Consider the following 17,821-nt stretch of genomic DNA (forward strand, 5'->3'; position numbering starts at 1 on the left):
TTTTGGGGATATGCTTCTGCCAACCTTTTCTGCCCGTTTAACGCTAAGCCATTACCTGGTACTGTGTGCCAGATTTCTTCCCTTTTTCCAACAGTCCTTTTCCCCATTTTTCCCCCTTCTCTATGTCCATTTTTACGCGCTTATTTGCTGCGGCCCTGGTGGCCGTGGCCGTGCCGGTGGCCGGCGCCTCGGCCCAGACACTCTACGACAACTTCGAGAACGTCCGGCTCGTGAACTACTCCTTCACGTCGGGCGTCCTCTCCCCGAACACGCCCAACCCCGGCTCCAATGCCGTCAACAGCAGTCCTACCTGCGCCAAGTACGTGCGCAACGCCGCTGAGCAGTTCGACGTGATTCAGATCCGGCCCATTGCCGCGCCCAACAAGCTGGCCGATGTGGCGGCCTACGCGGCCGGGACCAAGAAAATGACCCTCAAATTCTGGAGCCCGGCCGTGGGCGTGGCCTTGCAGGCCGTGCTGCAGAATGGGGCCAAGGCCGGAACAGGGTATCCGAATGGCAACTTCGGCGGCACTCTCGATGTCAAAACCACGGTGGCCAACGCCTGGGAGCTGCTCACGTTCACTTATACGGCCGGCACCTCCGACCCCACGGTAAAATCGACCGATGTGGACCAGATTGTGCTGCTCATCAGCCCCAATACCAATACCGGTGGCACGTACTACTTCGATGATCTTACGGGTCCGGAACTGCTCACCGGCACCGCTCCCGTGGTAACCGACCAGCTCTACGACAATTACGAGGGCACCCGGGCCATTGGCTACAGCTACGCCAAAACGTCCGGCGGCATCAAGCTCGATACCCTTAACCCGGCCGTTGGAGCGGGTAACCCCAGCGCCCGCGTGATGCGCTACACCCGCTCGACCCAACAGTACGATGCCCTGGTGGTACATCCCACCGGCGCCCCCCTGGCCGATGTGGCCCCCTTCCTGACGTCGGCCAAGCAGATGACCATGAAGGTTTACAGCCCGGCTCCCGGCATCACATTCCAGGTCACGTTGCAGGATTCTACCGTAGCCGGTCCCTCCAACTACCCCGCCGGCCGTCATTCCGAGTACCTGGCTACCACCACCGCCACCAACGCCTGGGAAACGCTGGTCTTCAGCTACGCCAACCGCCCCAGCGCAGCCGTGAGCAACACCAGCATCAACGAAATCGTGCTGCTTATTGCGCCGAACACCACGGCCCGCCGCCGCGTGTACCTCGACGACTGGACCGGTCCGCGTAAAACCAACTTCGTACCCACGAGCGTGCGGGCAGCTACTTCGGCCGCTGCTCTGCTGGAGCCGGTGTACCCCAACCCAGCCACTGGCCGTGCCCTGCTGCCGGTGCAGCTGCGCAAAGCCGCTACCATCAGCCTGAGTGTGCATGACGCGCTGGGCCGCCGCGTGGCCACGCCGCTGCCGGCCGGCCGGCACCCGGCCGGTTCGTTTGTGGTCGAAGTCCCGACTACGGGCTTCGCGCCGGGCCTCTACCTGCTCCGTTTTGAGGTAGATGGCGTGGTGCTGACTCAGCGCCTGAGCGTACGGTAACCCTTCCCGCAGTCGGTTGGCGGCTGCGCCATTGCTGAAAAGCTCCCGGTTTCCGGCAGGCCCTACCGGGGGCCGCGGGAGCCGGGGGCTTTTCTGTGGCGCCGGCAGTGGGGGCCGGCCGATTCCCCGGGTGGGTTGTATATTTGGACTATGCTCTTTTTATTTCCGGCCGCGCTGCGGCACGGGAAGTCGGTTCTGGTGCTGAGCGCAGCCCTGGTTACTGCTTCCTGCTCCACCTCGCACGACCCCGCACCGGTCGTGCCACTTCCGCCGACTCCGCCCGTTGTACCCGCAGTGCCGCTGCCCGAGCACCTCACGCTGGGTAACCCCAGCGGGGCCACGGCCGATACCACGGCCTACACCAACTACCTGCTGCTCAAGCCCGAATTTGCCCTCAGCTACCACCGCGCCCAGGGCAAGCCCAACTGGGTGAGCTGGCACCTGACCCAGGCCGACCGGGGCAGCGCCGACCGCCAGGACGATTTCCGGCCCGACGCGACGCTGCCGGCCGGCTGGTACCAGGTGAAGGCCACCAGCTACGTGGGCTCGGGGTTCGACAGGGGCCACAACTGCCCCTCGGCCGACCGCACGGCGACCAAGGACCAGAACTCGGCCACGTTCGTGATGACCAACATGCTGCCCCAGGCCCCGCGCAACAACCAGCAGACCTGGGCCAACCTGGAAAACTTCGGCCGGGCCCAGCTCAGTGGGGGCGCCAACGAGGTGTATATCATCATGGGCAGCTACGGCAAGGGCGGTACCGGTTCCAAGGGCTTCCTGACCACGCTCGACAACGACCACGTGACGGTGCCCGCCCGCGTCTGGAAAGTGCTGGTGATTCTGCCCGTGGGCGAAAACGACGCGGCCCGCGTCACGGCCGATACCCGCGTCATTGCCGTCGATACGCCCAACGACAACACCATCAGCTCCGACTGGAGCCAGTTCCGCGTCAGCGTCGACGCCCTCGAAGCCGCTACCGGCCTGGATCTGCTCTCCGCCGTAGCGCCCGCCATCCAGCAGGTAGTAGAAGCCCGCGTGGATAACGGCCCGCTATAAGGCTGCGGCCGGCACCGGGTCCATTCCCTCCGCCACGCCCTGATCACCTCATGTGAAAACGAATGCGGAAAGCCGGGCCGCAACTCGGGGTAGGGGGCTTTCCGGGGTGAGAAGAATAAGCGCCAGAAACCGGGCAGTGAGGTGCCGGGCCGCTGCCGGTAGTTTTTAGTGCTAAAAAGTGCAATAAACTGCTACCGGTGCTACCTTTGGGGTGTTCCCTGGCCCGGCCCCCGCCCGGCTACGCCGCCGGTAAAGTTTCGTTGTTCACGCTGTTTTTTTTGCTTCATGCTTCCTCCACTCTCCGCCCCCGGTACGTTTTATTCTTTGTGGCAGCTGCCGGAGCACTACATGCTGGTGGCGCCGGATTTCACCATCCTGGACGCCAGCGACCGGTACCTGACTGCCACGCTGCTGGAGCGCGCCGCCATTGTGGGCCGCGACGTGTTCGAGGTGTTTCCGCGCGAGGAGCAGAGCGAGTGGCAGGTGCTGTTTGATTCGCTGGACCACGTGCGCCAGCACGCCACGGCCCACACCATGCCCCGCATCCGCTACGACCTGCAGCGCCCCGCCGGGCAGGGCGGCGGGCTGGAGGAGCGTTACTGGCAAACTACCAACTACCCCCAGCTCGACGACCAGGGCCGGCTGCAGTACATCCTGCTCAAAACCGAGGACGTAACCGAGCAGCACCGCGCCGAGCAGCAGGCCACGGTGATGGAGCGCGAGCTGCGCGAAAGCCAGGAACGCTCCCGCTTTATTCTCGAGTCGCTGCCCGTGATGGTCTGGACTACCCGCCCCGACGGTGCGGCCGATTACTTCAACCAGCGCTGGCTCTCGTTTACGAGCCAGCCCCTGGCGGCCGAAACCGACTGGGGCTGGCTCGAAGGCGTGCACCCCGACGACCGCGCCGGCGCGGCCACGGCCTGGCGCGGCGCCTACGAGTCGGGCCAGGCCTACCAGACCGAATACCGCCTGCGCTGCGCCGACGGCCACTACCGCTGGGTGCTGGCCCTGGGCGTTCCGCGCCACAGCGCCGAGGGAATCATTTCCATGTGGGTGGGCTGCTGCACCGATATTCACGATCAGAAAACGATGGTGCAGGAGCTGCTGCTGGCCAGCGAGGAGCAGGCCGCCCTCTCCGACCAGGCCTACCAGGCCTACCAGTTGGCCCGGTCGCAGCGCGAAACCTTCTACGCGCTCTTTATGCAGGCCCCGGCCCTGATCGCCATCCTGCGGGGGCCGGAGTACGTGTTCGAGCTGGCCAACCCGCTCTACGAAGAGCTGCTGCCCGGCCGCGACCTGCTGGGCCGCCCCTTGGCGGAGGTGTTGCCCGAAATTATCGAGCAGGGCTTCGGGGCGCTGCTTGATCAGGTGTACCAGACCGGCGAGCCGTACTATGGCAAGCAGGTGCTGGCGCAGCTGCAGCGTCACCCCACGGCCCCGCCCGAAGACCGGTATTTCGATTTCACCTACCAGGCCTTCAAGGAAAACGGGAAAACCGTCGGCATTTTCGTCTTTGCCTTTGAAGTGACGGAGCTGGTGCAGGTCCGCCAGCAGCTGCAAACGCTCATGGCCCGGCCCCCGGCGGGTGCCTGAGCCGGAACGGTTTTTTCGCTGACGTTGCCTCCCTCTTTTCCCTATGGACTTAACCACCCTCGATCTTCAGCAGGCCCGCATCAAGCAGATTCTGTTTAAGTCGCAGCTGCGGTCGGTGCTCTATGGCGTGCGCGAGGCCGATGAGGCGATGTTCTCGCCCCAGACCAACGCGCTGGGCCTGTGGCTGAGCACGGAGGTGAAGCCCCGCTACCCCGGCCGCCCCGAAGTGCGCGAAGCCGAGCGCCTGCTGCGGCAACTGCTCAGTATAGGCCGCGAACTGGCGGCCCAGTACCGCCAGGGCCAGCTCGACGAGGCCCGCCGGGGCCTCACCCGCATCGAGCGGGTAGGTGAGGAGCTGGTGGCCGTGCTGCAACAGCTGAGCGCCGCCGCACCACCTCAGGCAGCTTGAGGCGAAGTGTGGCCCTCCACTAGGCCGGAGCTGCTGCACCGTAAAGCTGCTGCACTGTAACAGGAACCCGACAAGCGGCCTCTTGCGTGCACCTGAGCCGGGACAAGGCCCGGCGGCCCGGCAAAAACAGCGGCCTGCCCGGTCGCCTCATGGCTACTGGGCAGGCCGCTCAAGCACTGCCATCGACCCGCTGCTTACACGGCGGACCAAGCAAGGTTACTTGTGGTCTCCGGCGTTGGAACCGATAATGCCGGGCTCATTTACGCCGCGGATAAAGCCCTGACTGTCGCGTGGGACCATGGCTTCGTCAACGTTCTGCTGCTGTTCCTCCGTCATGTACTCATTGGTAACAGAGCTGGCGTCTTCGTTTTTCGCGGCAACGGCTGCTTCAGCCTGGGCGTGGTGCAGTGTGAAAAGCGGGTCACCCTCTTTCGGCACGGCTATTTTAGTGGGCTCATTGGCCTGCTTGTCTTGCTGCTGCTGGTCTTTCTTGGAAGTATCGGTCATAAACATCAGCAGGCCGACCGGGATGTAAACGGCCACCTGCTACACTTTACTACGGCCTGACAGGGGCGCAGGTTAGGCCCGGGGGAGGGGCAGGCGCGTAAAGTGGGCTGAGGGCACGGCTTTCCGCTGGTGGTCTGGCAGACGTTAAGCCCTTGTAAACCAGGGGTTGCTCACTGGGCTGGACCTGTTTTACCTGCACAGGACGTTTGCACTTCGGGTATTGTATCAGACTTTCAAGCGAACATGGTGCCCATAGGCGCTTGAAAGTCAGCCGTCCTTCGGTTCGAGCTACCAGCTTACTCCTCGGCAGCCACCACCGTGGCCACCCGGCGGCGGGCAAATCGGAACAGTTCGTTGCCGTAACGGCTCAGCCAGAGGTGGGGCTCCGGCGTGGTCGCGGCAGCGGAATCAGGGGCAGGAAGCATAAAAACGCACGATTGCCGGGCGGAAGCGGTGTTGCTCCGCCGGCCCAGGTTGAAGGTAGCAAAAGTCGGTCCTTCGCGGCCCCACCCTACAGCTTGTCCTGCCGGATCAGCCGCCGGTAGAGCCTTGCCAGCCGGGGCTGCGGCACGCCCAGCCAGTAGAGCCCGGTAATGAGCGTAAAGGCGGCCTGCAGGCGAAATACGCCGTTGTCCAGGTACTTGCGGGCCGAAGTGGTTACGGCGCGCGGCAGCACCCGAAACGGCCCCTGCGCCCGCAGCCGCCGCACGATTTCCTGGTCCTCCAGCAGCAGCAGGTCCTCGCGGAAGCCGCCTACGCGGGCAAACAACTCGCGCTGCACGAACAAGCTTTGGTCGCCGAAACGTACCACCAGCAGCGGCAGGCGCGTGCACCAGGCGCTGAAGCGCAGAAACCAGTGCCCGTGGTCGAAGGCCAGGCGGTAGCAGCCGCTGCCGTAGCCCTGCCGCCGGGCGTGCCGCAAATCGGCCACGAAGCCCGGTGGGGGGTAGGAGTCGGCGTGCAGGAAGTAGAGAATCTCGCCGCCGGTCTGGCTGGCCCCGTAGTTGAGTTGGGCGGCACGGCCCTTGCGCAGACTGCGCACCACGGTGGCGCCCGCCTGCCGGGCCAGCGCCCGGGTGCCGTCGGTGCTGCCCCCATCCACCACCACAATTTCCAGGTCTGGCTCCTCGGCCGTGGCCTGGCGCAGGTAGGCCAGCAGCCGCTCGATGCCCGGCGCTTCGTTATAAGCGGGAATGATGATGCTGACCGTTGCCAAGCCTGTGTCTGTCCCGCCGAAGCGCGCCGGAACACAGGGTACAGGCAGGGGAACAGGGGCGGGGGCTAGCATGAATCCGTTACGGGTTGGAGGAGTTGGTTATCGTCTTTTTTTCGCGCTTTTCAACCTTAAAAGCGGTATGCGCCGGGGGGGGGGGCGCTCCCCCCCCGGCGCTCCCCCGAATACGCCCACCTGGCGCGGGACGTTGCCCGGCCGGACAACTAATGAGGGCCGGGTGTAATGATTTTTTTCGCGTCCGACCACCCGTCTGCAGACGGGTTCTTCACGGACCGGCGGTCTTTTTGTTACTGCTTTTTTCTGAAACACGGATGCTGCACCGTAGAAAAAATCTGGTCGTAGCTGCCCCTGGCCCTCCTGGTCATTATCCTGCTCACGCTTACCGCGCCCGTTTCGTCGCAGTACAGCAGGTGGTTGTTGGCCGCCAGCGACGCCAGGAAAATAAGCTGCCAGGTTTTCGCCTCCGCCTGCGGGGCACCCTCCTCCAGCCGGGGGACGATATGGTCACGGCAATGGCGCACCATGTCTTCAGGCAGACACACTACCTCGTAGGGCAGGTAGTCGTCCACCGGTTCAGGCTCAGGCCGACACCGGCCGTGCCCGATACCCCGCGGTGTTAGCAAGGCCCACAACTGGTGGCCAAAGGCCTGCCGCTTCTGCTCAACGCGACCGGCCGCCGCCGGGGCTTCGCAGGGGTCGGGCAGGGGGATTGCCAGGGCGCTGTCTGCGCACTCCTGCCGGCTCAGCCACATCAGGTGCGTGCTTTCCGTCAGCACCAGTACGGTTTCTCTGTAAGCTGCAGCTTCCGCCGTATACAGCTCCCCGGGCAGGGTGTCGCAGCGCTGAGCGGGCGTTATGTGGGTGACCTTCCCCCGAAGCCGCTACGTGCCGGAGCCGGTCGGCCTTCCACAGTTGCGGGGTCACTTCCTCCGCCCGCAGCAGGTCGGCGTGGCAGAGGCGTTCCAGCACCCATTGCAGCGGCGGGACATGGCCTATCCCATGTTCGCTCACCCACTCCAGGACGGTCGCTGCTGTCATTTCCCGGAAACCCACGTACAGCCCCGGCAACGTACAGGCCTGCACCTGCTGCCCGGTGTGGGAGAGGATGCCGTAGCGAGTACCGGAACGAAAGCCGTAAAGTCGGGGACTGATGCGCCAGGGGGCATCGTAAATGGCGGGCAGGGCAATTTCACCGGTGAAGAATCGCAGGCCGGATTTGCCTTTGGCAGAAAACGAAACTAGCATACGTATCGCCTGGCTCCGTTACGGCGGCGTTGCTGTGGAGGGCCAGGAATGTGCTAGTGGGGTGGCAGTCTGAGCTGCCGGAGCCGCACCGTCGAGCGGCTGCGGGGTATGGAGCGTTCAACGACCGCCGGCCGGAAAGGCTACGCAGCAACCCGTTAAAAGTGCGGGGGGGAGTGATGAAACGCATGACCACCGACGAGAAGTACGGCTACGACCAGCAGGGCGCTTTCTACGCCAACGTACTCAGGGCCTAGCGGGTCGTGCTCATTGCCGTGCAGAAACGTGCCCCGAAGGGCCAGGAGCCCGCCGTGTGGGTGCATGAGATGACGCCGACCCAGCTGGAGCAGGGCCGCAAGAAGTACGGCAAGTTGCTGCGGTGCGCGGCCGGGCAGCACAAGGCTGCAGCGTATTAGCCGACCAACTCAGCCAACGGACCTGCCCCAGCGTTTTACATGTTGGGGCTTTTTCGTGTTTACCCACCCCGCCAAAGTGGCAAAATTATTCCCGTCAAATTCCACACTCCACCTCCCATCCCCCAAAAAAAACAAAAAAGTCCCGGCCAAGCCGAACAGAGCCCGAATCAACTCCCTGCCCAACTAAGGCTCGCCCCAGTCCCGGTCCTTGGTGAGGCTAAATTATTGCCTTATTGGTACTTAGCCTCCCAGCCCCCCCGTTTCCTCGCCGACAACACTTTAACGCCCTAGCCCCATGACCGACGAAGAACTTATCACTCAGAAAATCGCCGAAATTGCCGCCACCGCCGATCAGTACCCTGCCGTCGTCATCATCCATCACGTTCCCACCCAAACAGTACGCTACCTGTCCGAATGGGGCTTACGCCTCCTGGGAGCTACTTTGGAGCAGCTGACGGCCTTAGGGCCTCAGTTCTCACCCACCTACTTCAACGCAGTAGAGTCTGACGAGTACATGGCGCGGGTATTTGGGCTGATGTACGAAAACGGCATCCCCGATGTCCATACGTTCTACCAGCAGGTGCGCACCACCGAGCACGCAGGCTGGACGATGTACCTCACGGCCATGCGCCGGTTTCTGGTTAACGCCCACGGCGCGCCGCTGCTGGTGATGGGTATGGCCGTGCCCCTGCACCCCGATAACCACTTCGCTACCAAAGTGGCGCACCTGCTCGAAGACAACGCCTTTCTGCGCCAGCACGCCGCCAACTTCGCCCTACTCACCACCCGTGAGCGGCAGGTGCTCGCCCAGGTAGCCCGCGGCCATAGTTCGGCAGACATTGCCGCCGCTCTGCACATTTCGGTCGAAACCGTAGACACCCACCGCCGCAATCTACGCCACAAGCTGCACGTCAGCACCGCCTTTGAACTGGTCCGTTTTGCCAGAGCGTTTGATCTGATTTGAGGACGGGCGGGCGCAAAAAAAAATACCCACTAGCGGGTATTGCGCCAAGTAAGACTTGGGTATATTTTTACAGTAAATTGAATATGTAAAACTTTTTAACAACAAAATGATAGTAATTCACCCTGCCTTTCACCTGTAGCGGTGGGACGCCTAATTGGGTCCGGCTGCTGGGTATTACCACCCTGCTGTGGGCGATAGTTGGGTTTAACGCGTTGTGGAATGCCTCTTCTGTTCCATTTACGATAACACGCTCCGGAGTACTGTTTCAGAATTGAACTGACCGCTGGTGACCACCAGGGACGTGCAGATTTTCCAAAATCTGGCACTCGAAAATCTGGTCTCAACAACAGTAAATTGAACGGGCGGCTCAGTGTGTATGAAAACATAAACAGTTAATAAGATTCTGGTTTTCAGCAGTTTATTGGCTATTAGGTTTTGCTTTAAAAACAAGTACACATGCTTCACTTTTTTCCGACTGTTTATGAAAAATCTCAACTCATGGCTCACGTTTCTGGCGCTGACGTTAGCGGCTCCGCTCTCGCCGGCTACAGCCCAGACCCTTGACCCCTCCTTCGTTGCAACGAGCCTGTATGCTCCGGGAAGTATCAGCTCGGTTGTGGTGCAACCCGATGGCCAGCGCATTATTGTGGGTAGCAACCTCAGTCGTGTAAATGGCACGCCACTGCCTAACCCTGGCAACAATATCAGCCGTCTCCAGGCTAATGGCACCCTGGACGCCGGATTTCAACAAAACGTAGGCGCTACAAGCACCCTTTTTCTGCGGGTTCGCGGCCTCCCCAATGGGCAGTTGCTACTGACAGCCAATTCTATCAACAGCACGCCAATGATGGCGGGCGGTATTACCCGGCGCGAACCGCTACGCCTGAATGCCGATGGCACCGGTGACGCGACGTTTGACGCGGGCGAGGGCGCCAAACCAGCTGCGGGCGCCACTCAGGGCCGCGTTGCCGATATGGAGCCTCTGCCGGATGGACGCCTCATCGTGGTCGGTACTTTTGGCAGCTTCAACAATGTTGCTGCTTTTGGGATTGCCCGACTCACAGCAACCGGAGCCGTAGACGCTAGCTTCAACGCCGGTTCTGGACTGAGCACCAGCTTAGCGAATACCGGGATATCGACCATTGGGACCCTGCCCAACGGGAAGTTCATTATCGGCGGCAACTTTACCAGCTACAACGGCAATGCCTGCAATGGCTTGGCCCGACTCAACGCCGATGGCAGCTTCGATCCCACCTTCGTGCAGGCCCTAGGAATCAGCAGTTCGGTTGGAAGCGTGGTGGTTACGGCCGATGGCAGAATATTGATTACCGGCACCCTCAATGGCGTTCCGAATAGCAACCGTCTTGCCCGTCTGCTATCTACTGGTGCCTACGATACCAATTTTACCCCCCCCAGCACTATCACCGGAAATATTGCTTCTGGCTTCGGCGAGTCCGTTCTGGCGCTGGCCGATAATAAAGTAGTCTTCATCAATGGCAGCACCCTGACGCGTTTGAACGCCAATGGGACAAACGACCTCTCCTTTCAAGCTCCTTTTATCTCATCTGCTGACCAGCTAAGTTCTTTGGCGCTGCTACCTAACGGCAATGTGTTGGTGGCGGGCTTTTTTCCCGGCCTCGACCGCGGTGTAGTAGAGCTAACCGGCACTGGTGCACTCGTACCTGCGTTTCAACCGCTTTTGCAGACGCGAGGCGCAATTATCGCCTTGGTGCGCCAAGCCGATGGAAAGCTGGTGGTGGGCGGCAATTTCTCCGAAATAAACGGGCAGGCCGTGCGCCGACTGGCCCGCATCAATGCCGATGGCACCGTGGATGCCAGCTATGCCACTGGCAATACCCTCAACGAAACCGTGTCCGATTTGGCACTGCAAGCCGACGGCCGGGTGGTGGCTGCCATTGGAGGAGTAGTTGGAGCCGGCGAGGTACGGCGTTTTCTCACTACCGGCGCCCCCGACATCAGCCTGAGCGCGCCGGCCCTCAACCGCAGCGCGACGCGCGTGTTGGTACAGCCTGATGGCCGCATTCTGGTTGGCGGCAGCTTTACTACGGCGGGCGGAGTAACAGTTCCCGGCTTTTTGCGCTTGCTGTCCGACGGCTCCCGCGACAATTCCTTTACGCCGGCAGCGAGCGGTACCAGCAGCTTCGTCGTGTTCCGAACCTTTGGCCTGCAGCCGGATGGCAAAATAGTAGTAGCCGGTCGGTTCACTCCTGCTAGCGGCACTGCCATAAATACTGTTGCGCGTTTAGAGAACTCCGGCGCGCTGGATGAAAGCTTCGCTCGCGGCGATTTTTTAAACCGATTTTCGCAATCAAGCACTCCTTTCAACCGGCTATTGGTACAGCCGGATAGCAAAATTCTAGTGGTCGGCGACATCTCCAGCTATAATGGCACCTCCCGTGCCGGCCTCGCCCGTCTGAACGCGAATGGCAGCCTCGACGCGGGGTTCGTACCGCCGGCTATCAGTGGGGTCGTTTTTACGGTAGCTCTCCAGCCCAACAGCCGCTTGCTGGTCGGGGGGGCCTTCACCGGCGGCGGCCTACCCGCCAATCTGGCCCGGCTGCTGCCTGACGGGCAGGCCGATGCCTCCTTTGCCGGCACGGCCGTGCCCGATGTCACAGTCACTGCCCTGCTCATTGAGCCCAATGGGGCCCTTGTTATAGGCGGGCCTTTCACCACCGTCGGTGGGCAGCCACGCCTGGCGCTAGCTCGCATAATAGGAGCCAGTGTACTGTCGGTCAATGCCCCACATGCCGTAGCCGAGCACACCGTTGCCTGGCCCGTGCCGGCCCATGGCACCTTGTTCGTGGCACCTGCTCCCACGGCCCGGCCCCAAAGCCTGGAACTGCTTGACGCCTTGGGCCGCTCCGTACGGCGGCAGGAACTGCGCGCCGGGCCCCCGGCCCAGGTATCGGTCGAGGCGCTACCTGCCGGCCTCTATATGCTGCGCGTGCGCTATGCCGAGGGCATGGTAGTACGCGCCATCCAGGTTCAGTAGCGCACTGGCTGCCGGTGTCTCGTCCGGCTAAACGTTGAAAGGAGTAGGGTCAGCCGGGTATCAACTTTCTGGGCGTGGCCGAAAAAGCACGATGCTGCGGATGGCGCGAAGTAGTCGGAAAGAGAGGGTGGGAGGGCTCAGCGGTAAATCCACAGCAGCGTGCCGGGCTTCAGCCAGGGCCGCATCCGGGCCAGCGCCTCCGCCGACACGGCCGGGCACCCGTCGCTGCGGCCGATGCGGCCGGCGCGCACGCTGCCCGACGAGTGCAGCACGATGCTGCGGGTGATGGCGTTGTCGTTGGTGGCGTCCAGGCCCGCCAGCCGGTAGGCCCGCCCGAACCGGCCCCGGTACGCGCGCACCACCACGTAGCGGCCCAGGGCCGTGCGTTTGCTGCCTTCCCAGTTGGAGAAAGCCCGGGCGAACTTCCCGCCGCTGCCCTGTCCGTGCATTACGCGGGTACGCAGCAGCGGCCGGCCCTTGCGCAGGTCGTACACGGCCAGGCGCGGCTCCGACGAGGCGCGGTCCATATCAATCAGCACCGCGTGCCGGGCGTTGAACAGCGGGTTCCGGCGCGTCATGGCCCGCGCCGCGGCCAGCCGGTCAGCGCCCGCCGGAACGCCGGTGAAGTACAGCAGCCGGTAGCACCAGGCCGGATACACCTCTAGCAAGGCCCCGCCCAGCACTACCGCCAGTGCCGCCGCCGCCAGCAGCGGCAGCAGCCGGTGCTGGCGGCGGCGCGGCCGGGAAACAGAACGTAGTGCCGACATCAGCGGTAGGGGTGCGGTACGGGGGAGGGGAATAGCTGGCTGTGCGCAGAGCAGGAGGGCACCCCGGCGGCGCCAAATTACGAAGGCGGCGCTTTTTCCCATGCCGGCCGTTGCCGATATTGCCCTCCTGATTCCATCTTCCCCCGGTTTTATATGCCCTCCATAGTTCACCCCTGGATTCTGTCGCCCGATGGCCCGCCGCTGATTGAGGGGCTGTGCAGCGACTGTACCGGCCACCTGTTCAGAGTAGACAACCTAACGGTACGCCACAACGGGCTGAGTGTGCGGCGAATGAGCTGCAGGCACTGCGGCGCGCCCGATGTAATGTCAATGGAGTGGCTGGCCCCGCCACCGCCCGGCTACGCGGTCTACCGGGTGCAGTGGCGGCCGGCCCCCTTCGGACCGGCTGCCGAGCCGTACCAGGCCGTGCAGATAGTGGCCGCCTCCCGCCGCCAGGCCCACCGGCAGGTAACAACTTACTGGGCCGGCGAGGCAAGCGCCTACGAGTGCCTAATCGACGGAGAACCGTACCTGCCTGAGGAATGAAGCCGCCCGTTTTCCTTCGCTGTTCCTGCCCGCTTTGTCAATGCCGCCTGCCTTTCGTCCTCTGCTGCTTACCGGCCTGCTGGCCCTGCTGCCGCTGCTTTTCGGCTTTGTCGTGAACTACACGGCATCGCGCCCGCCCACCACCGCCCAGGTAGCCGGCCGCTGCACCCGCTACTGCCACGACCACGCCTGCCCGCACGCCACGCCGGCCACCAGCCCGGCCTATTTCCGACTGCGCCCGCTCTACGGGCTCACCATCCGGGCACTGTCGGCCGGCGGGGGCGGGACGGCCTACGTGCTGGCCAACCTGCTCGTGTACTTGGTGGTCATCCCGCTGCTGCTGCTACGCCTGACCTACGCCGTGCTGCGCGACGCGCTGCTACTACGCCGCCTGCCGGCTGCCCCGACCAATGACTAACGCCGTGTTTTCCCTGCTCATGCGCCTGGGCCGGCTGGCCTACTGGTACTGCGTCGATTTCATGGTGAACCTGGCCGACCTCACCGGCACGAGCTACCCCGAGGCGAACACCTGGATTCTGCTGCTGCTCATCCCCGGGCTGTTGGTCGGGCTGCTGCTGGTCCGCCGGTGGCAGCGCCGTCGCCTGCGGCAGCTACGGGCGCCCGCCCCGTAGCTGCCGCACACGGTCCTTGTTTGGCAATTAGCCCACCATCAGGCCGCCGACTCCACCGCACAGATCTGGCTATCCAGGCCTGCCGACGTATCGGTAGCTCCCTGACCGTCCCAGATGCGCCGCATGGTCTGGTGCTGAAAGTCCTCCACCACTTTGGCGCAAATGAGCGTCGTCTTGATGTTGGCGTGGCCCAGCACCTTCTGCAGGATTTCCACCGGCATGCCCCGCAGCAGGCTCTGGGTGGCGAAGGTGTGCCGGGCCGTGTGCATGGTCACCAGCTCGTGCAGCGCCACCGCCTGCTTACGCACCAGCCCGCTTACCACGGCCGCCTGCTCGACTTCCCGCTCCAGGCCCGCCAGCCGGGCCAACCGTTTCAGGTAGCGGTTCATCACCTGATTCTGATACACCGGCAGCAGCCGGCCGCCCTTACCCGAGCGCTCCGCCGCGGCATACTTTTCCAGCAGCGCCGTCGCCGCCACCGTCAGGTACACGCTGACTTTGGTGCGGGTCTTGGTCTGGGTGAAGCGCAGTACCCGCCCGCTGCCGTCCGGCAGGTTTTCCAGGTTGCCGCCGTGCAGCTGCAACACATCGGAGTAGCGCAGCCCCGTGTAGCAGCAAAACAGAAACACGTCCCGCACCGGCACCAGCGTCGAGGGCAGCACCGCCGTGCGTAGCTGCTCCAACTCGCCGGCTGTCAGGTACACCTTCTCCACGTCCACGCTCGTCGCTTTCAAACTGGCCACTTTCAACGCCAGCGCGTAGCCGCGCTCCTGCTGCAGGTAGTTGAACAGAGCCTTAAGGTTTTTGACCAGCGTGTACACCGAGTTGGGGGCCAGCTCCCGCGTCAGCGTCAGGTAGTGCAGCAAGGCATCATGCTCCACCAGCGAGTATGATTCGGCCAGCAATGGCCGCCGCCGGTGCAGCGCGAAGTCGCGCAGCCAGTTGCCCACCACCAGGTAGTGGCGCAACGTATCGCGCATGTACCCGCGCCCCCGCAGCACCTCCCGAAACTCGCTCATCAGCACCACCAGGTTCTGCTCCCGCACCACGGGGGCCGCCGCCGGGGCCAGGGCTGCTTTCAAACTGGCCGGGGTCGGCGTGCCGCCTTCCGCCCGCTGCCGGCGGTGGGCTTCCGTCAGCCGGGCCGCCAGCGCCGCCAGCAGCTCATTGGCTTCCTGGTAACCGGGATAGGAGCGCCGGAATTGCTCTTTGCGCTCATCCCACTGCGCGGGTAAACACTTTTCACCCGTAGTCAAACGTAGCCGCTGGCCACCTACCCGCACCTGCAGGTAAAGCGCCGAAGCAGTAGTAGAATCGGGGTTCCGGAGGTAGAATTGAACCGTCATAAGTGTGGCTAAAACTGTGGCTAAAACCAAGGATTACATCGGCTCACAAGCTGGATTAGACCAAACGCAAAACGCCCGGAAAACCGCTTCTGTTGCCAGATGAGCGACTTTCCGGGCGTTCCGGGATTAAATACTGTGAGCCTCCTGTCGGAACCTCACCAATCCGCCGAAGCACTCGGCAAAATATTGTTTATCAGGTCATTACACCTGAATTGAAAATCAACTATTCAGACCGGGGGGCGTCAGAGGGGGCGTTTTGATCCAGCCGCTCCAACACGGCACTTCGCTCGAGGCCCAATGACTCGATAGCTTCCCACAACCGTTCCGCCGTGATGTGGGGCGCGCTCGGTAAAAACGTCGACAAGTAGCCCCGCACCCGCCACAGCTCCATGATGTCGGCTACGTCCAGCGGGTAGGGATGCCGGTGCGGATTATCCGAGTACAGAATCACTTCCTCCTCCAGGTCCGCAATCCGGTGCCGGATGCGCTTGAGCATCACGGCTTCCGCCGTCACCACCACATACATATCCCCGGGCACCAGCAACCGCCAGTTGTCGACCAGCGAGCAGACCACCACATCGTTGTGGTTGAGCGTGGGCGTCATTGAATCACCCGCCACCTCAAAGGCCCGGAACTTGCCCTGCTCGAAGTGCGGCAGCCGGTAGCGCGGCAGGTCCTGCACGAACACGGCCTCGTTATGCTGCAGCGTGTAGCCCGCCTGGGCCGCCACCGGCACCAGCTCCACGTTGTCCACCCCGTCCTTGTCCACGGTTACCACCAGCACCCCGCCATTATTCACCACCCCCTGACCGAGCGCCGGCTTAGGGCGGGCGGCGGGCGTAGCGCGTGCCGCCGGTTCCAGCATCTCCCCCCGGCCCATGACCAGCCACGCGGGCGACACCTCCGGGAAGGCATCCAGAATATCCACAAGTGTGGGAAAGCTCGGCTCCGTACCCGATAAGATTTTATACATCTTGCTATTGGTATTATAGCCCAGTTTCTGCGTCACACTATTGGCGTTTAAGCTGTAGTGCTGCAATAACTCGTTGATTCTGGTGGTTACGGTTGCCTTGCTGTCCATTTTTATGGGTATCGGAGTGCGGTATGCTCGGATTTTTATGCGTATGTTAGTAGGCGTATTTCCTGTCCAGGAACTACAAACATACACTTTTACCCACATAATACCTACAACTATGGCCGAAGAAGCGAAAGAAAGAACCCTACTGCAACGGGTGCTCGATACTTTACCCCGCAACCATACCGTGCTCAAAGATGCCCAGCAGGCCCTGGCTGCGAAGGGCACGGAGGTAACCCGCGGAGCCCTCTACGAGGTGATCAAGGGCCGCAGCAAAAAGCCCGAACTCATGGAAGCCATCCTTGATGCGGCCGAGGCCACTAAGGCCCGCACGGCCGCCCTGGAGGCGCGCGCCCAAAAATTAGCCGACCAATAGCCGCCGAATAACTATGCAAGCCGCCTACATCGTGCCCGCCACCGAGTGGGACAACCTCACCGCCCGCCTCGCCCGCCTCGAATCCGCCGAGGCCGCCCGCCAGGCCCCCGCGCCCCCGCCCGACGACGTGCTGACCACCGCCCAGGCCGCCGCTTATATCGGCCTGTCGGTCGATGCCCTGCTGCGGGCCCGCAAGGATGGCCGCCTGCCGGGCGTGCGCCTCAACGACCGCGACTGGGGCTTCCGCCGCTCCAGCCTCGACAAATACCCCCGCCGCTACGCGCGGGTCACCAACCCGGCCAGTTAGCCTCCCTGCCGCACCAACACTTTCCGCCACCTTCTCACGCCCACAGATTCATGAGTACCGAACTAGCCACTATCGTCGGGCCCCAAGCCCAGAAGTCCGTTATCCAGATTACCAGAGCCACCGTCAAAAAGCAGCTGCTGGCCGCCGAATTCACCGAACAGCTCGACCTCGAAAGCAACGCCCGCGAGTTCACCATGCAGGGCAAAGACCTCGTGCACCCCGACCTCGAAGCATGCTTTGCCCACCTCGTACCGCACTTCTGCCTACTGACCGAACAGCTCGAAGAAGGCCCCGGCTACTGGCCCGCCCAAGACCGGGACGACTTGCCCGCGCAGTTCGACAGCTACGGGGTAACCGGGCTGGTGCTCGGGGCGAAGAACGGCGTTACGCTGGTGGGCTTCCGCAAGCTCGAAAATGGCAAGGTGCTCAACCTAACCGCCCAGTACATCAGCTTCGCCGACCCCTCCGAACAGTTCGAGGAGTCCAACGCCTGGCAGTACGCCCACACCGAGAACCTGGAGCAGCTGGTAGAGGAAACGCTGGCCGAGGTGGAGTTGGCCCTGCGCGGCAAGTGCTCCGACGTGGGCCGCCAGCTACAGATGTTCGACGAGCCCCGCGAGATAGAGATGGGCGAGGCCACCGAGCCTCAGGTAGCCCCCGAAAAGCCCCGCAGCCGCAAAGCCAAAGCCACCCCCGCCACCGAGACCCCCAAGCCCGCTGGCCGGCCCCGCAAGAAGAAAGAGCCGGTAGGAGCTGAGCAAACAGAGGCAGCAGAATAACCCCGC

Annotated in this window: 20 protein-coding genes; 13 read left to right on the forward strand and 7 right to left on the reverse strand. The window is 62.9% G+C overall.

The features are described from left to right. Window positions 1-122 precede the first annotated feature (122 nt). From D0T11_RS01260 to D0T11_RS01275, 4 genes are all read left to right on the forward strand, one after another. Complete coding sequence (locus D0T11_RS01260; protein ID WP_119653968.1) at window positions 123-1,550, forward strand: T9SS type A sorting domain-containing protein; 1,428 nt, start codon at window positions 123-125, stop codon at window positions 1,548-1,550. Window positions 1,551-1,700: 150 nt separating this feature from the next. Next, the gene (locus D0T11_RS01265; RefSeq protein WP_119653969.1) at window positions 1,701-2,606 is read left to right on the forward strand and encodes a DNA/RNA non-specific endonuclease; all 906 of its coding nucleotides are present in this window, start codon (window positions 1,701-1,703) and stop codon (window positions 2,604-2,606) included. A 285-nt stretch (window positions 2,607-2,891) separates the two neighbouring features. Continuing rightward, entirely contained in the window at window positions 2,892-4,199 is a 1,308-nt protein-coding gene (locus tag D0T11_RS01270; protein ID WP_119653970.1) for a PAS domain-containing protein, read from the forward strand. A 43-nt stretch (window positions 4,200-4,242) separates the two neighbouring features. Next, window positions 4,243-4,608 (forward strand): CZB domain-containing protein, encoded by a 366-nt coding sequence (locus tag D0T11_RS01275; protein WP_119653971.1) that lies wholly within the window; start codon window positions 4,243-4,245, stop codon window positions 4,606-4,608. A gap of 216 nt (window positions 4,609-4,824) precedes the next feature. Here D0T11_RS01275 and D0T11_RS01280 read toward each other — a convergent pair whose 3' ends face one another. From D0T11_RS01280 to D0T11_RS01290, 4 genes are all read right to left on the reverse strand, one after another. Next, on the reverse strand, window positions 4,825-5,115 hold the full coding sequence (locus D0T11_RS01280; RefSeq protein WP_182888197.1) for a hypothetical protein: 291 nt from the start codon (window positions 5,113-5,115) through the stop codon (window positions 4,825-4,827). Window positions 5,116-5,411: 296 nt separating this feature from the next. Beyond that, a complete protein-coding gene (locus tag D0T11_RS23290) occupies window positions 5,412-5,540 on the reverse strand; it encodes a hypothetical protein (protein ID WP_262681374.1) in 129 nt (42 codons plus the stop codon). Window positions 5,541-5,626: 86 nt separating this feature from the next. Next, window positions 5,627-6,331 (reverse strand): TIGR04283 family arsenosugar biosynthesis glycosyltransferase, encoded by a 705-nt coding sequence (locus tag D0T11_RS01285; protein ID WP_245990569.1) that lies wholly within the window; start codon window positions 6,329-6,331, stop codon window positions 5,627-5,629. A 305-nt stretch (window positions 6,332-6,636) separates the two neighbouring features. Next, entirely contained in the window at window positions 6,637-7,125 is a 489-nt protein-coding gene (locus D0T11_RS01290) for a hypothetical protein (RefSeq protein ID WP_119653974.1), read from the reverse strand. Between the two features lie 741 nt (window positions 7,126-7,866). On the opposite strand from D0T11_RS01290, the gene D0T11_RS22385 reads away from it, so the two are divergent. From D0T11_RS22385 to D0T11_RS01300, 3 genes are all read left to right on the forward strand, one after another. Next, window positions 7,867-8,007 carry a hypothetical protein gene (locus D0T11_RS22385; RefSeq protein WP_182888198.1) on the forward strand — a complete coding sequence of 47 codons (141 nt, stop codon included), beginning with the start codon at window positions 7,867-7,869 and terminating at the stop codon, window positions 8,005-8,007. 295 nt (window positions 8,008-8,302) lie between these two features. Beyond that, the gene (locus D0T11_RS01295) at window positions 8,303-8,971 is read left to right on the forward strand and encodes a response regulator transcription factor (RefSeq protein WP_119653975.1); all 669 of its coding nucleotides are present in this window, start codon (window positions 8,303-8,305) and stop codon (window positions 8,969-8,971) included. Between the two features lie 481 nt (window positions 8,972-9,452). Beyond that, complete coding sequence (locus tag D0T11_RS01300) at window positions 9,453-11,987, forward strand: hypothetical protein (RefSeq protein ID WP_119653976.1); 2,535 nt, start codon at window positions 9,453-9,455, stop codon at window positions 11,985-11,987. Between the two features lie 137 nt (window positions 11,988-12,124). Here the strand turns inward: D0T11_RS01300 and D0T11_RS01305 are convergent, their stop codons facing one another. After that, the gene (locus D0T11_RS01305) at window positions 12,125-12,754 is read right to left on the reverse strand and encodes a murein L,D-transpeptidase catalytic domain-containing protein (RefSeq protein ID WP_182888199.1); all 630 of its coding nucleotides are present in this window, start codon (window positions 12,752-12,754) and stop codon (window positions 12,125-12,127) included. A 153-nt stretch (window positions 12,755-12,907) separates the two neighbouring features. Here D0T11_RS01305 and D0T11_RS21930 point away from each other — a divergent pair, with 153 nt between their 5' ends. From D0T11_RS21930 to D0T11_RS01320, 3 genes are read left to right on the forward strand one after another with little or no spacing between them, the layout of a single operon-like run. Further along, complete coding sequence (locus D0T11_RS21930; RefSeq protein ID WP_147374467.1) at window positions 12,908-13,300, forward strand: hypothetical protein; 393 nt, start codon at window positions 12,908-12,910, stop codon at window positions 13,298-13,300. A 40-nt stretch (window positions 13,301-13,340) separates the two neighbouring features. After that, window positions 13,341-13,718 carry a hypothetical protein gene (locus D0T11_RS01315; RefSeq protein WP_119653979.1) on the forward strand — a complete coding sequence of 126 codons (378 nt, stop codon included), beginning with the start codon at window positions 13,341-13,343 and terminating at the stop codon, window positions 13,716-13,718. After that, the gene (locus D0T11_RS01320; protein WP_119653980.1) at window positions 13,711-13,932 is read left to right on the forward strand and encodes a hypothetical protein; all 222 of its coding nucleotides are present in this window, start codon (window positions 13,711-13,713) and stop codon (window positions 13,930-13,932) included. Before D0T11_RS01315 ends, D0T11_RS01320 begins: the two co-directional genes overlap by 8 nt. Before the next feature lie 38 nt (window positions 13,933-13,970). Here D0T11_RS01320 and D0T11_RS01325 read toward each other — a convergent pair whose 3' ends face one another. Continuing rightward, window positions 13,971-15,278 carry a tyrosine-type recombinase/integrase gene (locus D0T11_RS01325; RefSeq protein ID WP_119653981.1) on the reverse strand — a complete coding sequence of 436 codons (1,308 nt, stop codon included), beginning with the start codon at window positions 15,276-15,278 and terminating at the stop codon, window positions 13,971-13,973. A gap of 223 nt (window positions 15,279-15,501) precedes the next feature. Continuing rightward, window positions 15,502-16,251 (reverse strand): S24 family peptidase, encoded by a 750-nt coding sequence (locus tag D0T11_RS01330; RefSeq protein WP_245990570.1) that lies wholly within the window; start codon window positions 16,249-16,251, stop codon window positions 15,502-15,504. A 220-nt stretch (window positions 16,252-16,471) separates the two neighbouring features. Here D0T11_RS01330 and D0T11_RS01335 point away from each other — a divergent pair, with 220 nt between their 5' ends. Genes D0T11_RS01335 through D0T11_RS01345 form a run of 3 tightly spaced genes read left to right on the forward strand, consistent with a single transcriptional unit; the run spans window position 16,472 to window position 17,815 of the window. After that, window positions 16,472-16,729, forward strand: a complete 258-nt coding sequence (locus D0T11_RS01335; protein ID WP_119653983.1) for a hypothetical protein — start codon at window positions 16,472-16,474, stop codon at window positions 16,727-16,729. 13 nt (window positions 16,730-16,742) lie between these two features. After that, window positions 16,743-17,036, forward strand: coding sequence for a helix-turn-helix domain-containing protein (locus tag D0T11_RS01340; RefSeq protein ID WP_119653984.1), 294 nt, complete (start codon window positions 16,743-16,745; stop codon window positions 17,034-17,036). A gap of 50 nt (window positions 17,037-17,086) precedes the next feature. Next, on the forward strand, window positions 17,087-17,815 hold the full coding sequence (locus tag D0T11_RS01345; protein WP_182888200.1) for a hypothetical protein: 729 nt from the start codon (window positions 17,087-17,089) through the stop codon (window positions 17,813-17,815). Window positions 17,816-17,821 lie beyond the last annotated feature (6 nt).

The sequence above is a fragment of the Hymenobacter rubripertinctus genome, from assembly GCF_003583925.1.
GTDB lineage: Bacteria > Bacteroidota > Bacteroidia > Cytophagales > Hymenobacteraceae > Hymenobacter > Hymenobacter rubripertinctus.

What these genes read in the sequence shown, in the direction of transcription:
- D0T11_RS01320 (WP_119653980.1), top strand. Translation starts at nt 13,711, where the DNA reads ATGACTAACGCCGTGTTTTCCCTGCTCATGCGCCTGGGCCGGCTGGCC.
- D0T11_RS01280 (WP_182888197.1), bottom strand. Translation starts at nt 5,115, where the DNA reads ATGACCGATACTTCCAAGAAAGACCAGCAGCAGCAAGACAAGCAGGCC.
- D0T11_RS01260 (WP_119653968.1), top strand. Translation starts at nt 123, where the DNA reads ATGTCCATTTTTACGCGCTTATTTGCTGCGGCCCTGGTGGCCGTGGCC.
- D0T11_RS23290 (WP_262681374.1), bottom strand. Translation starts at nt 5,540, where the DNA reads ATGCTTCCTGCCCCTGATTCCGCTGCCGCGACCACGCCGGAGCCCCAC.
- D0T11_RS01275 (WP_119653971.1), top strand. Translation starts at nt 4,243, where the DNA reads ATGGACTTAACCACCCTCGATCTTCAGCAGGCCCGCATCAAGCAGATT.
- D0T11_RS01270 (WP_119653970.1), top strand. Translation starts at nt 2,892, where the DNA reads ATGCTTCCTCCACTCTCCGCCCCCGGTACGTTTTATTCTTTGTGGCAG.
- D0T11_RS01265 (WP_119653969.1), top strand. Translation starts at nt 1,701, where the DNA reads ATGCTCTTTTTATTTCCGGCCGCGCTGCGGCACGGGAAGTCGGTTCTG.
- D0T11_RS01330 (WP_245990570.1), bottom strand. Translation starts at nt 16,251, where the DNA reads ATGTATAAAATCTTATCGGGTACGGAGCCGAGCTTTCCCACACTTGTG.
- D0T11_RS01325 (WP_119653981.1), bottom strand. Translation starts at nt 15,278, where the DNA reads ATGACGGTTCAATTCTACCTCCGGAACCCCGATTCTACTACTGCTTCG.
- D0T11_RS01295 (WP_119653975.1), top strand. Translation starts at nt 8,303, where the DNA reads ATGACCGACGAAGAACTTATCACTCAGAAAATCGCCGAAATTGCCGCC.
- D0T11_RS01305 (WP_182888199.1), bottom strand. Translation starts at nt 12,754, where the DNA reads ATGTCGGCACTACGTTCTGTTTCCCGGCCGCGCCGCCGCCAGCACCGG.
- D0T11_RS01345 (WP_182888200.1), top strand. Translation starts at nt 17,087, where the DNA reads ATGAGTACCGAACTAGCCACTATCGTCGGGCCCCAAGCCCAGAAGTCC.
- D0T11_RS01300 (WP_119653976.1), top strand. Translation starts at nt 9,453, where the DNA reads ATGAAAAATCTCAACTCATGGCTCACGTTTCTGGCGCTGACGTTAGCG.
- D0T11_RS01340 (WP_119653984.1), top strand. Translation starts at nt 16,743, where the DNA reads ATGCAAGCCGCCTACATCGTGCCCGCCACCGAGTGGGACAACCTCACC.
- D0T11_RS21930 (WP_147374467.1), top strand. Translation starts at nt 12,908, where the DNA reads ATGCCCTCCATAGTTCACCCCTGGATTCTGTCGCCCGATGGCCCGCCG.
- D0T11_RS01315 (WP_119653979.1), top strand. Translation starts at nt 13,341, where the DNA reads ATGCCGCCTGCCTTTCGTCCTCTGCTGCTTACCGGCCTGCTGGCCCTG.
- D0T11_RS01335 (WP_119653983.1), top strand. Translation starts at nt 16,472, where the DNA reads ATGGCCGAAGAAGCGAAAGAAAGAACCCTACTGCAACGGGTGCTCGAT.